Annotated in this window: 13 protein-coding genes; 10 read left to right on the top strand and 3 right to left on the bottom strand. The window is 29.9% G+C overall.

The window, feature by feature from the left end; all coding sequences use genetic code 11:
- Window positions 1–11 precede the first annotated feature (11 nt).
- On the bottom strand, window positions 12–428 hold the full coding sequence (locus ACSYT2_RS01080; RefSeq protein ID WP_430857388.1) for a hypothetical protein: 417 nt from the start codon (window positions 426–428) through the stop codon (window positions 12–14).
- Between the two features lie 8 nt (window positions 429–436).
- Window positions 437–1,741: a hypothetical protein gene (locus ACSYT2_RS01085; RefSeq protein WP_438382852.1), complete on the bottom strand. Its 1,305-nt coding sequence runs from the start codon at window positions 1,739–1,741 to the stop codon at window positions 437–439.
- Window positions 1,742–1,993: 252 nt separating this feature from the next.
- On the opposite strand from ACSYT2_RS01085, the gene ACSYT2_RS01090 reads away from it, so the two are divergent.
- From ACSYT2_RS01090 to ACSYT2_RS01135, 10 genes are all read left to right on the top strand, one after another.
- Window positions 1,994–3,694, top strand: a complete 1,701-nt coding sequence (locus ACSYT2_RS01090) for a COG1361 family protein (RefSeq protein ID WP_438382853.1) — start codon at window positions 1,994–1,996, stop codon at window positions 3,692–3,694.
- 179 nt (window positions 3,695–3,873) lie between these two features.
- Window positions 3,874–4,431, top strand: a complete 558-nt coding sequence (locus ACSYT2_RS01095; RefSeq protein WP_438382855.1) for a hypothetical protein — start codon at window positions 3,874–3,876, stop codon at window positions 4,429–4,431.
- A gap of 104 nt (window positions 4,432–4,535) precedes the next feature.
- A complete protein-coding gene (locus tag ACSYT2_RS01100; RefSeq protein WP_430857384.1) occupies window positions 4,536–5,012 on the top strand; it encodes a DUF3794 domain-containing protein in 477 nt (158 codons plus the stop codon).
- Between the two features lie 13 nt (window positions 5,013–5,025).
- Window positions 5,026–5,508: an SPOCS domain-containing protein gene (locus ACSYT2_RS01105; RefSeq protein ID WP_430857383.1), complete on the top strand. Its 483-nt coding sequence runs from the start codon at window positions 5,026–5,028 to the stop codon at window positions 5,506–5,508.
- Window positions 5,509–5,524: 16 nt separating this feature from the next.
- Window positions 5,525–6,772: an SPOCS domain-containing protein gene (locus ACSYT2_RS01110; protein ID WP_430857382.1), complete on the top strand. Its 1,248-nt coding sequence runs from the start codon at window positions 5,525–5,527 to the stop codon at window positions 6,770–6,772.
- Window positions 6,773–6,921: 149 nt separating this feature from the next.
- Window positions 6,922–7,731, top strand: coding sequence for a DUF11 domain-containing protein (locus tag ACSYT2_RS01115; protein WP_430857381.1), 810 nt, complete (start codon window positions 6,922–6,924; stop codon window positions 7,729–7,731).
- Window positions 7,732–7,791: 60 nt separating this feature from the next.
- Window positions 7,792–8,796 (top strand): BclA C-terminal domain-containing protein, encoded by a 1,005-nt coding sequence (locus ACSYT2_RS01120; protein ID WP_438382858.1) that lies wholly within the window; start codon window positions 7,792–7,794, stop codon window positions 8,794–8,796.
- Between the two features lie 185 nt (window positions 8,797–8,981).
- Window positions 8,982–9,785 carry a hypothetical protein gene (locus ACSYT2_RS01125; RefSeq protein ID WP_430857379.1) on the top strand — a complete coding sequence of 268 codons (804 nt, stop codon included), beginning with the start codon at window positions 8,982–8,984 and terminating at the stop codon, window positions 9,783–9,785.
- A gap of 45 nt (window positions 9,786–9,830) precedes the next feature.
- Complete coding sequence (locus ACSYT2_RS01130; protein ID WP_438382861.1) at window positions 9,831–10,553, top strand: hypothetical protein; 723 nt, start codon at window positions 9,831–9,833, stop codon at window positions 10,551–10,553.
- A gap of 95 nt (window positions 10,554–10,648) precedes the next feature.
- The gene (locus ACSYT2_RS01135; RefSeq protein ID WP_438382863.1) at window positions 10,649–11,794 is read left to right on the top strand and encodes a glycosyltransferase family 2 protein; all 1,146 of its coding nucleotides are present in this window, start codon (window positions 10,649–10,651) and stop codon (window positions 11,792–11,794) included.
- A gap of 50 nt (window positions 11,795–11,844) precedes the next feature.
- Here ACSYT2_RS01135 and ACSYT2_RS01140 read toward each other — a convergent pair whose 3' ends face one another.
- A complete protein-coding gene (locus ACSYT2_RS01140) occupies window positions 11,845–12,363 on the bottom strand; it encodes a hypothetical protein (RefSeq protein WP_430857376.1) in 519 nt (172 codons plus the stop codon).
- Between the last annotated feature and the right edge of the window lie 357 nt (window positions 12,364–12,720).

Genomic DNA, 12,720 nt, shown 5'->3' on the forward strand with positions numbered 1-12,720 from the left:
TTAAGTCACCATTAATAAGGAGCTATAGAAATATACAGATGAAAGCTATTTGAAGATAGAAGTTTTATCTTAAAATCATTTATTTTAGGACTTATTGATTCCTCATTTAGGGAGGTATCAATATTAAAGGTTGAAGTTATATAAATATATTCAGAATATATACTCAAGCTATTTTCATCTTTGCCATCCATATATTCAAATTTAATTGATAGATTATAAATGGAATTTAAAAAGTTACCTGTATTTATAATGTTTAAAGAATTACTATGGGAAAATACTATATCAAGATCAAGATAGACTCTTATAATACTTAGAATATTAAATTTAGAATCTAGATGTATATCCCTTTCAATAATAGTTGGACTCGGATAGTCAGAGGGAGTTAGTCCGTAGTATTCAATTGGAAATTCTTTGATATTATTATTCATGATCTATCCTACCTCCTTATTAGCAATGATAAATTATCACTAAATAATCTTAATACAATGTTAGGAGATTCTTCCAGTGACATTGAGTAGATATTATATAAACCTAGTTCATTTGAAGAAAAAAGAATATTTCCATCATAATCTATGTCCATTGAAGATATAGAAAAGTTACTTTTTAAAATTAAGGTAAAATCATAGCTTACAAGATTAAATGAATATATATAAGAGCCTTGGCTATTTCTACCTAGTAATATAGCTATATTTTCTGAGTAGAAAACTATATTATTTACGTCAAACTCATCTATTGGCATGTGTATTATAGTTGCTGAAGGATTTATTATATTGACAATAGTTAAGGTGTTACTACTAATACCAATTAGAAGACTTCCCTTATTATTAATGTAAAAGCGAATAAAGTTAACAGTATCATTAAACAAAATTGATCCATATATATCTAAAACAACTAGGTTATTTTTATTATTTTTATATAAAGTAAAGGCAAATAATTTGCTATAGTTTACTTTAAATAGGTATTTAATTTCACCTGAAGACTTATAGAGAAGAGTTTCAGATTTTGTATTTAAGTTTATTAAAATAAAAGAAGAGAAATACTCTTCATTTTTTAGGATAATGAATTTATTATAATCAATATTAAAAAACCACTTTATAAGAACATCATGGAATATTAGAGTGATTTTATTTGAAACCAATGAACAATTATAAATACTATTATTTCTCAAATAAAAAAAACTATAATCATATGAAGAAAAGGATAGATTATTGTAAGTATCAAGAGAGAAGCCAATCTGATTGAAATTTTCACAGTTTATATCAGATGAATATAAGTAGCTTTTCTCATCCTTGGAATTTATCAAATAAAGAATACTTAAACCATAATTAATCTTGAGTTCATTATTTATTATTATTAGAAGAGAAATTAAGGTATCACTATAGAATAATAAATCAATTGACTCAATCCTACTTAAAGGAGTTAATGCTTGTCTATAATTTAAATAAGTTAAGTGGAAGCTATGAACTTTGTCATCTAAAAGTAACTTATCATAGTAGAATGTATTGTACTTTAAAACATTAAGAACTGAAGAATCACTATAGGTATAAAGGATTTTAAAGAATAATGAAATTTCTATAGTTACTACAGTATCTTTAAGCTCCCAGTTAGTTATAGAACTTGTACAATTATAGGAAATAAGATTAAATTTCCTATTACTCATAGGGATATTAATGTTTATAGCCTTAATAGAAGAATTTGAATTACTAAAGCTATATTTATTCTTATCATTTAAAGAGTACATACCTATCCCTCCTTATAAAGTGATTCTTAGCTCCCACTTTATAGAAGATGGGAGTGTTAGCAATGGTAGCGCTCGGATAAAACCAATCTTATTAATATTTATGTAAAAGGGTTATGAAATATAATAGCTTTAATAGAAATATTCAAATCTTTTGGAATAAACTTTAGAAACACATAATAGTATAATACTAGTTAAAATTATAGGGGTAGGGAAAATAGGCTGCTATGGTGTGAAAAGGGAGAAGAGGATTAAATGAAAAGAAATTTAAATATAACCGTAAACACTAATGAAGATGATATTAAAGTACAAAGATTTACTGAAGAGGTTAGAGATATAAATAAACTTGTGAATATTTATCTAAAAGCAAATTATGAAGAAGTAGGACTAGGACAAAGTTTTATTTATAAAATAGTTGTTGAGAATAACAGTTATGAGGATATATATAATGTTTCAATAACTCAAAAGGGTATAAGTCAATTAAAGCTATTAGAAGTAATGAGTAAGACAATAAATATTACTAATATAGAAAAGAATAATGATAGTATTATGATTTTCGTTGAAAAAATAAAGGCAAAAGCTAGAATAGTTATTGATATAAGGGTTCAAGTTGTATATATATCGGATATGGGAATAATATCAAGTAATGCAAAATTAGAAGGAATTTATAAGGATGAGGTAGAGAGGGAACTAATAATAAATTCAGAAGAATCTATTATAAACATAGAAAAAGCCAATATTACTTTAAAGAAATATGTAAAAAATAGAGATTTGATTATTGGAGATCGTGGATTATTTTCAATAGTTATAGAAAATAGTGGGAACATAAATATTAGTGATGTAATAATTAGAGATATGCTAAATCCAGAATTGAGGTTTGTTGACAATTCTGTTAAGATAGACGGAATAACAAGTAAAAATGCTAGTATATTATCAGGAGTAAAGCTTGGTGAAGTAGAAGTAGGAGGCAGGAGAGAGATTACATTTGAGGCAGAAGTTATTTCAGAGCCAAAGGAATTTGAGATATCAAGCATATCTTTAGGACAATATACCTATAAAATTATAGGTGAGAATCAAGTAAGGGATGGAAGTATTAAAAGTAATGAGGTATTCATCAAAATACAAAAGGTTCATTTAGATATCTGCAAAACTGTGGACAAGGTGAATGTATCATTAGGTGAAGTTGTTACTTATGATATTGTAATAAAAAATACTGGATCATTAGATGTGAAGAATATAATCTTCAAAGAGATTATTGACCAGGCTATGTGTATAGTTGATGGCTCCTATTCTATAGAGAATAAGATTATTAATAATATAGATTTATCTAGTGGAGTAATGGTAGGAAATTTAGAGGTAGGGGAAAGTAAATCTATTAAATATAAAGCAAAATATATTAAGGTAGATAATACTAGAAAAATTGCTAATAAGACTATACTTAATTATGATTATATATTATTAGATGGTTTAGTATTAAAAGGAAGAGAAGTTAAAGAGGATATAGAAATAAGCTCTACTATATCAAATTTCAAATACGTTTCTCTTGCAGGGAAGATATATAGGCAAAAGGGTAATCCTGCTATTGATGAAACAGAGAGTATAACAGCTACGGCAGAAATAACTGATTATCATTTAATAAATACTATAAAGGGAACCTCAAATGAAGGGCAAATATTAACTGGATATAAGCTAGTCATACAAGGAGTTATGAAGGAAGTTGCTGAATATACAACAAATGAACTTGATAGAGCAGTATACTCAATTACTGGATATATCCCTTTTTCTACATTTATAGTTTTGCCAGATAATTTTAGGGCAGGTAATAAAGTCAGTATAGATTATAGTATTGAAGATACAAGTTGTAAAAAGAAGGATGAGGATTGTATATATTCAAATATAAACTTTTTATTAATTGCTAAGGTTCAATCTTTTATGAAATTAGAAGAAGAAATTTAATTAATATAAGTAATAGTGAGGAAAGACAAGGTTAATTTCTATTAAAAAATAGAAATTATTACCTTGTTTTTTTTGTTTACATAAAAAATTAAGGATATATAGTCAAAAAATGTAACGAAATACTGGCTAGAAAATATAATGTAATTGTGTGATAAAACTGAACCTTGAGGAGGTCAAAAATGATGAAAAATTATTATAATTATAATTCTTGGAATAACAATGATGTAAGTAATGAAAGTAACAATTGTGGTGTACCATGTAAGTGTCAAGTGAAACCATGTCCAGAAAAGCCATGTCACCAAAATCCATGCCATCAAAATCCATGCCATCAAAATCCATGCGAATGTGAAGATTTCTCATATCTCGTAGGAAATAGTGTTGATTTTACAGTAGATAAATGCGATAGCGAAATAAAAGCAGATCTTACAGTTACTTATAGAGATACTGTAAGAATTTGGGGACAAATAAGAGATTGTAATGGTAATCCAGTAGAATTTGCTTATTTAAAGTTAATAAAAATGACATGCAACGGTTATATAGGGGTTGCGCACACAATAACCGATTGCTTAGGATTCTATCAATTCGATATTTGTCCATGTACTGATGGAACTTGCTTTAGATTGTTAGTAAGCAAGGCTTCAACTGGTGGAGTAGAAAAGACAGTATCTACTGGTATTCAAGGAACTAACTGTAATCCTTGTAATCCATGCGATCTACCACCATGCAATTGTAAATAATTATAGATAATTATTGAATATATGGAGAGTTTGCTAGTTATTTTAAGAATTTATCACTAGCAAACTACCTTCAATATATTCAAGTAGATTAAAGGAGGATGAATATGGCATCTGTAGTAAGAGGATTAGTTGAGTATAGTGGAATAGATAATTGCGTAAGAAATAAAATAAAAAACTTTAGACAAATAAACTTTGAAAGCACTTTTTCCGTACCACCACAAAAGCCTGACATTGAGCAGATCGTTAAGGTGTATGGAAAAACAGAAATAATAAAATATGAAGTTGTAGAAACTCCAATAGGAAAATCATTAGAAGGTCAAGAAGTAACAGGATACAAGGTATTAGTATCTGGTGATATTAATTACAAAATTCAATATGTTGCAAATGAACCTACTCAATCTGTTCATACCTTTCATCAATGTATACCCTTCTGTGGATATATAGTATTACCAAAAAGATTTAATAGAGGCTCATATATTAATCCAACAGCTTTAATAGAAGATATAGCAGTAGAGCAGGTTGATGATAGATGTGTATATTCTAATATTACTTTACTACTAGTTGTAGATATAAGCTGCTAAAGGAGGAAAGAAGATGGCAATTTTTAAGGGTGAATGCGTACACAATGTGTTACCAAAGGATGCTATGTATTTTAAAGAAGAGGAAATAACAGAAATATTAAGTATACCTTGCCAAAAGCCAGATGTTGAAAATATTTTATCTGTTATAGTCTCACCTGAAATAGAGGATATAAGGGTTATAGAAACAGAAATAGGAACGTCTAATGAAGGGCAAGTACTTACAGGAAGTAAGCTTGTAGTTGAAGTTAGAATGAAAGAAAAAATAACTTATGTTGCTGACGAATGTACTCAATCTGTTCATGCTGCACATTATGAGAATTTAAAGAGCTTCTTTGTAATTATACCAAATGAGATTGATGGTCAGTATGCATGCGACTTACTTCGTGCAAATAGAATAAGTGTAAATCCATATGTAGAGGCAGTTCATACAAGAATATTAGATAATAGAACTATATTCAAATGCGTGCTTTTATTTATAGATGTTAAATTTTGTTAGGGGGAGGGCGTAGAGGATGGCAACAAACTGCATTTGTGGAAATAATAGTTTAGTTATACAAAAAAGCGTTAATAAAGAGCATGCTATTGTAGGCGATACACTAAAATATACTGCTACAGTTATAAACGAAGGGGATACTTTAATTGAAAATATAGTTGTTATTGATACTTTAGCAAGTGAATTAGAGTTTAAAACAGGAAGTGTTAAACTTGGAAATATTCCATTACCAGATGATAATGTATTATCAGGAATAAATATAGGATGCCTTAAACCAGGAGAAATAAAGACAATTTCTTTTAAGGCAAAAATCATAGAGAGACCTGCTAGCTGTTATATTAAAAATACTACTACTGCAAAATTTTCTCATGATTCTAATTTAGATTCAAATTGGTCAGTTTCTGATGTGACTAGTAATGAAGTATGTGTAAGAGTAGATATTGCAGATATAGAGATTATTAAAAAGTCAAATAGAGAAACAGCATCTAGAGGAGATATAATTTGTTATGAAATTAAACTTATAAATGTAGGAACATTAGAGGCAAGAAATATTTTATTTATAGATAAGTTACCTGATGAAGTAAGTTTAGTTAATGACGCTATAGAGGTTAATGGACAAAGAATCAATAACGTAGGTAATGATATAGAAGTATATATAGGAACAATAGAAGCTGGGGATTGTAGTGTTGTAAGGTATAAAGTTCGTGTAAAGTCTAGTGGGTGTAAAGGTGCCATTATAAATAAAGCTTTTGTTAAGTTTAATTATAATCTTTGCAAATCCTCTTATGGTGAAGTTATATCGAGATGTAAGGAAGAGTGCATTAGTGAAGTTAAGCTTGGAATTAGCACCTTCAAACAAATTTCAATAGATGATAATCTTTGTATCCCAGAAGTTAAACCTGATATTGAAGAAATAAATGATATGAAGGTTGAAGCTAAAATTGTGGAATGTCATGTAATAAAAACTACAAATAATATTTCAAATGAGGGACAAATTTTATCAGGATATAAGCTAATAGTTAGAGGGGTACTTAAGGAGTTTATTGAGTACACTTCAAATACTGAAGAGCAATCTGTTCACTCTGCACACTATTCGATTCCATTTTCTACTTTTATTGTTTTACCATCTAACTTTGTTATAGGTAGCAAGATTGATGTAGAAGCAAAAGTTGAAGATGTATACCATAAGTTAATAAATTGTAGATGTTTCTTTAAAAATGTAACTCTCCTTATAAATGCAAAAGTTATGTCTTGTGAATATATGTAAAGTATATAAAGAAAAATTATGTGTATTTAAAAGGAAAAGGAAATCACAAAAATATTATGTATTCATATAATATCGTATGGATAATTTTTTTAGTAGTGTTATGTAAAATAAAGACACTTAAGTATGTCTTAGGAAGGGGTTGGTAGTACGTGGTAGAATTAAATGTCTCAAAAAGTGCAGATAGAAGATATGTATTTTTTGGAATATCAAATATAATAAAGTATTCGATAGTTATAACAAATGTTGGAGATACAAAAGCAACAAATGTAACTGTTAGAGACATTATGAGTAAAGGCGCATTTTTTATTCCAGGTACTTTTACAGTTAATGGATGTAAATTAGAAGTAATGAACATCAATAAAGATATAAATGTAGGATCTATTAATCCAGGTGGAAATATATTAGTAACATTTGATGTTAAAGTAGTTGTTTTTAATCCACCATCTGAAATAGTAAACCAAGCAATAGTTAGATATTGTGATGAAATGGGTAATGTAATGGTAGCAGAAAGTAATGAATTAGTTATATCAGTAATAGATGTTAATGTATGTGCACAAAAGTCTGTGGATAGATCTAGTGCTTGCATCGGAGATGTAATAAGTTATTCAGTATTTATAAGAAACAATGGAAATATCAATATAGATAATGTTGTATTCTATGATGACCTTCCACCTAGCGTTGAGTTATTACCTGCAAGTGTTCTGGTAAATCTAGTACCACAATATATTGATAATTTTAGTGGTGGATTGGATCTAGGAACTATTAATGCACATGCAAGCATGATTATTAGTTTCCAGGTTGCAATAGTATCATTACCAGCATCAGGGTGTTTAGAAAATATTGGAAGATTTGAATATTCCTATACTATATTAGATAATGGAATACCTGTAACATCTATTGGTGATACTTGCACTAATGAAGTTGCTACAAGAGTTAAAAATATGATAGTAAAATGCTAATAGCTATTAATAATTAGGAAAAATACAGTTAAATTTAAAAAGTAAGGAGTGTATTGTTATATGAACAGTAGATTTTTATATAGCCAAAATGGATGTAATGGTGGTTCAATAAGTTCTTGTCACAGAGGTGCCTCTGATTGCTGTACTAGTCACAGAGGTAGTTCTGATTGTTGTACTAATAATTGTGGACCTTCTAGAGTATGCCCTCCAGGACCAGTTGGACCAAGAGGAGCAACAGGAGCAACAGGAGCAACAGGAGTAACTGGGGCAACAGGACCAACAGGAGCAACAGGAGTAACAGGACCAACTGTATTTGTTACAGGAGCAACAGGAGCAACAGGAGCAACAGGAGTAACAGGAGCAACAGGTGTAACTGGAGTAACAGGAGCAACAGGAGTAACAGGAGATCCAGGAGTAACAGGGGCAACAGGAGTAACAGGGGCAACAGGAGCAACAGGAGCAACAGGAGCAACAGGAGATACAGGAGCAACAGGAGCAACAGGAGCAACTGGAGTAACAGGAGCAACAGGAGTAACAGGGGCAACTGGTGTAACAGGAGCAACAGGTGACACAGGAGTAACTGGGGTAACAGGAGCAACAGGAGCAACAGGAGCAACTGGTGTAACAGGAATAACAGGGGCAACAGGATTAAGCACAAATGCATTTGGATTCTTCAACAATAGTACACTTTCTACTCATGTATTAGTACTAGGTGGAACAGCACAGATTAATATAGATACAACGGATTTAGCCCTTAATGAAACTTTAGCAGCTAATCTTATAACTGTTGGTCTAACTGGCACTTATCAAATAGACTATTATATGGTTTCTACAGCAGCAGTAGGAGTAGGTGTAACTGTAGGTATAAATATCAATGGAGCAACAACAATAGTTCCAGGTTCTCAATCTGGTGGAATAATTGCACTTGCAGTTGGAACAGCATTATCAGGTCAAGCAATAGTGAATTTAACAGCAGGAAACACAGTTGGATTGCTAATAAGCTCAGCAATTGTAGCAACAGCTGTACTTGGTAATATTTCAATAACTGTTACTAAGATTGTTTAATCTAGTAATAAAATTTAGGTAAGTAAACTAAGCACATATTCTCTTTGATGAATATGTGCTTTTTAATGAATAGGAAGAATATTAGATTATGTAATATTAGTATGTTATTCAGAAGGAACATTATTTAGAAGTAATCTTTTGGGTTAGATACAGAAAGATAAATAATCAAGGAGGAGTGGGAATAGGTGATAAATTTAAAAGTAACTAAATTTGCAGATAGAAATTATTTGTTTATTGGATTTTCTAATAGGGTGAGATATTCAATTATAATTGAAAATCAAGGTGATGAAAGCGCTAATTCTGTTAGGGTATCAGATATATTAAGTAGAGGAGCATTTGTAGTACCAGGGACAATTACAATAAACGGTTGTAGACAAAACAAACAATTTTGTTGTGAGCCTATTTCAATTGGATCAATAGGTCCAGGAGAAAGTGCAATAGTAAGCATGGTAGTAGAAGTAAATGCAAGTTGTCCACCACTATCGATAGTGAACAGGGCCATTGTAAGTTATTTCGATAATCAAGGTAATAAACTATCTGTTCAAAGTAATGAGTTAGTTTTACCAGTATATAATCTAAGTGTATGCATTATAAAATCAGTAGATAAAGTAGTAGCAAAGGTAGGAGAAGTTCTTAGTTACTCAGTTCTTATAAGAAATACAGGTAATGTTGATATATCAGATGTAACATTCTTTGATCAGCTACCTGAGAATTTATTATTATTACCATCAACAGTATTAATAAATTCAGTACCACAGTTTATAGATGATTTAGGCATAGGTATAGATTTAGGAACAATAGTAGCAGGAGGTAATGTAGTTATAAGCTTCCAAGCAGAAATATTACCATTACCAAAATCTTCAGTAGTAACAAATGTAGCTAATATAGATTTTTCATATACAGTAAATGATGGAGGAATATTAATTACCTCCACCGGAGAATCAATTAGCAATCCAGTAACAACAAAATTATTAAACTGCATTTGTTAGTATATTTAAAACGAGATAATAGTAATTAAAAAAGGGGTGAAGCTTATGAGGTATCGTTATGTATCTGATATATCTAATTTCTGCACCCAAAATAATATGAATAATAGTAATGTTGAAGTTACTAAAGTTTCTTCCTATATTCAGAATAAATTTACTGATTTAGAACAAGTAGGATATGAGGAAAGTATGGGGATTATTGGACAGTCACCTACTACTGGAATAAAAGAAAATAGATGTATGGTACAAAATGGAGTAGGAGCTATAATTCCATTTGCATCAGCATATGGGAGAGTTGCATCAACAACTATAAGTGGAAACCCAAAAACAGGGACTCCATTAGGTTTTGGATCTTCATATCCATCGATTTTATTAGGGAATGAAGGTAGTATTAACATTGATTCAGATGGGGCAAATATGGGACTTATTTTACCACGTGAGGGTATAATAACTGGAATTTCAGGATTTTACTCCTTAGTAAATGATGTTACTATTCCTAGTTGCAATATTGTAATTGTAAGCCTAGAGCTTTATAAATCAATACTAGGAAGTAATAACTTTACTCCAATAGTAGGAACATTACTAGATTTATCTCCTGCCTTGACAGATATTTCAAGGGCTGGTGTAGTGGGATCTGCCACAAAAGAACTAGCAATACCAGTATTAGCTGGAGAAAGAATATTACTAGTAGGGAAAATAAGAATGACTGGAGTCTCAGCTACAGAAATTTCTGTTAATCTTTCATTTAGCGGAGGCATAGCTATAGGTTAATGAAAGAGTAATTAAATAATATAAGGCACATATTAATAGAATTATTCTATTATAAATATGTGTCTTTATTTTTGATAAATGATAAGGAGTATTGTATGGAGAAAAATATAACAATTAGTTTATGTATGATAGTAAAGGATGAAGAAAAAACATTAGAGCGTTGTTTAAATTCAGTAAAATCTTTTATTGATGAATTTGTAATAGTAGATACAGGATCAACAGATAGAACTAAGGAAATAGCTAAAAAGTTTAATGCAAAAATATACGATTTTAAATGGATAAATGATTTTGCAGCAGCTAGAAATTTCTCTTTCAGTAAGGCTAATAGTGAATATATTATGTGGTTAGATGGAGATGATTTCATAGATGAGGATAATATTAAAAAGATAGAAGAGTTACTTAAAAATTTTGATAAATCCTATGATTATGTAAGTGCTGAGTATATACTTGGTAGAAATGGAAATGGAGAAGTTAGTTACTCATTAAGAAGAAATAGACTAGTTAGAAGATCAATGAATTTTAAGTGGATAGGTCATGTACATGAATATTTAGAGGTATACGGAAATGGACTTGCTGGAGATTTTTCAACAGAACATGGAAAGATAAAGGCTTATACAGATAGAAATCTTCAAATATTTAAAGATATGGAAAAGAAAAAAATTCTATTTACACCGAGAGATTTATTATATTATGCAAACGAATTAAAGGATAATGGAGAATATAAGGAGGCAGTAAAAAACTATAGAAAGTTTTTAGATACTAAACTAGGATGGATAGAGGATATAAAAACAGCTCATGCAAAAATAATCGATTGCTTTAAGATAACAGATCAAAAAGACAAAATACCAAATGTTATATTTGAGTCATTTAAGTATGATGTTCCAAGGGCTGATATATGTTGTTGTTTAGGTGAGCATTATTTAGAAAAAGCTCAATTAAAGCAAAGTGCCTTTTGGTATAAGGTAGCAATGGATTGCATACCTGAAAAGGGAAATCCAGCTATAGATAATAGAGATTATTATACATGGATTCCTAGCCTTCAATTATGCCTTTGTTATTTTCAAATGGGAAATCTAGATTGCTCATATTTTTTTAATGAACTGACTGCTACATTCACTCCTAATTCAGAAAAAGTAGAATATAATAGAAAATATTTTAGGGAAGAGTATGCAAGAAGAAATATTAATCCACCGGAAATAGAGTATCCTATAAAGCTAAGTGATTATAAAAAGTATTTATAAAAATAAGGACCGCCTATGTTAATAGGGGTCCTTTAATTATAAAAAACACTTTAATCATCACATGGTTTTTTATTATTACAAGGGTCTGGTGAACAAGGATTACAAGGTCCTGGTATATTACAATTTGTTCCTCTTAAGCCTGTAGAAACAATACGTTCTTCGCCAGTAGCAGCTTTACCTACTAAAACAGTATAATTGCAACCATCTTTACATACACAAATATCGAATTGATAGAAACCTTGACAGTCAGTCATTGTATGAGCAACTCCTACTAGTCCATTTGGAGTAACTTTTAACAATTTTACGTAGGCACATGCCACAGGTTCAGAATTACAGTCTCTTACCTGTCCCCATACTCTAACAGATTTTCTTGAACCTACAACGATATCAGCTTTTATTTCACTGTCATGTTCAGTAACACAGAAGTTTACACTATTACCTAATAAATATGAATCATCATCACATGAATCAATTGGATAATGTGGATTCATGCGAGGTGATTTAGATGAATTGTCCTTACATTTTTCATCCATGTAATGGTCGGATTGGTCAAAAAAATTGTTACTCATTGCAAAACCTTCCTTTATAATAGTTTTAATAAAATGTCCTTCAAATTCAATATAGTATTCGGACTAGAGAGTTGTTACTAAATTTATAGTTATTAAAATAGAAAAAATAACAGTTACTTAACTTAAATTATAGGCTTATATGAAGAGGAAGTAGGAACGAAAGGCTACAAGGAAAATATAATAATATATAGAAGGGTTATTAAATTATGTATATTTAGAGAAGTATTAAAGGGAAGTAAATAAACCTTAAAACTTATATAAATAGGCTATTTAATTAAATTATGTTTTAGTATAGAAAATATTTAGAAATTCCAAAAAGAGATGAATGATACTAGCTTTAGGAATTGAGGTTACTGA

Source organism: Clostridium zhoujianii (assembly GCF_051590805.1).
GTDB lineage: Bacteria > Bacillota > Clostridia > Clostridiales > Clostridiaceae > Clostridium.

What these genes read in the sequence shown, in the direction of transcription:
- ACSYT2_RS01135 (WP_438382863.1), top strand. Translation starts at nt 10,649, where the DNA reads ATGGAGAAAAATATAACAATTAGTTTATGTATGATAGTAAAGGATGAA.
- ACSYT2_RS01120 (WP_438382858.1), top strand. Translation starts at nt 7,792, where the DNA reads ATGAACAGTAGATTTTTATATAGCCAAAATGGATGTAATGGTGGTTCA.
- ACSYT2_RS01095 (WP_438382855.1), top strand. Translation starts at nt 3,874, where the DNA reads ATGATGAAAAATTATTATAATTATAATTCTTGGAATAACAATGATGTA.
- ACSYT2_RS01085 (WP_438382852.1), bottom strand. Translation starts at nt 1,741, where the DNA reads ATGTACTCTTTAAATGATAAGAATAAATATAGCTTTAGTAATTCAAAT.
- ACSYT2_RS01130 (WP_438382861.1), top strand. Translation starts at nt 9,831, where the DNA reads ATGAGGTATCGTTATGTATCTGATATATCTAATTTCTGCACCCAAAAT.
- ACSYT2_RS01080 (WP_430857388.1), bottom strand. Translation starts at nt 428, where the DNA reads ATGAATAATAATATCAAAGAATTTCCAATTGAATACTACGGACTAACT.
- ACSYT2_RS01105 (WP_430857383.1), top strand. Translation starts at nt 5,026, where the DNA reads ATGGCAATTTTTAAGGGTGAATGCGTACACAATGTGTTACCAAAGGAT.
- ACSYT2_RS01100 (WP_430857384.1), top strand. Translation starts at nt 4,536, where the DNA reads ATGGCATCTGTAGTAAGAGGATTAGTTGAGTATAGTGGAATAGATAAT.
- ACSYT2_RS01110 (WP_430857382.1), top strand. Translation starts at nt 5,525, where the DNA reads ATGGCAACAAACTGCATTTGTGGAAATAATAGTTTAGTTATACAAAAA.
- ACSYT2_RS01140 (WP_430857376.1), bottom strand. Translation starts at nt 12,363, where the DNA reads ATGAGTAACAATTTTTTTGACCAATCCGACCATTACATGGATGAAAAA.
- ACSYT2_RS01090 (WP_438382853.1), top strand. Translation starts at nt 1,994, where the DNA reads ATGAAAAGAAATTTAAATATAACCGTAAACACTAATGAAGATGATATT.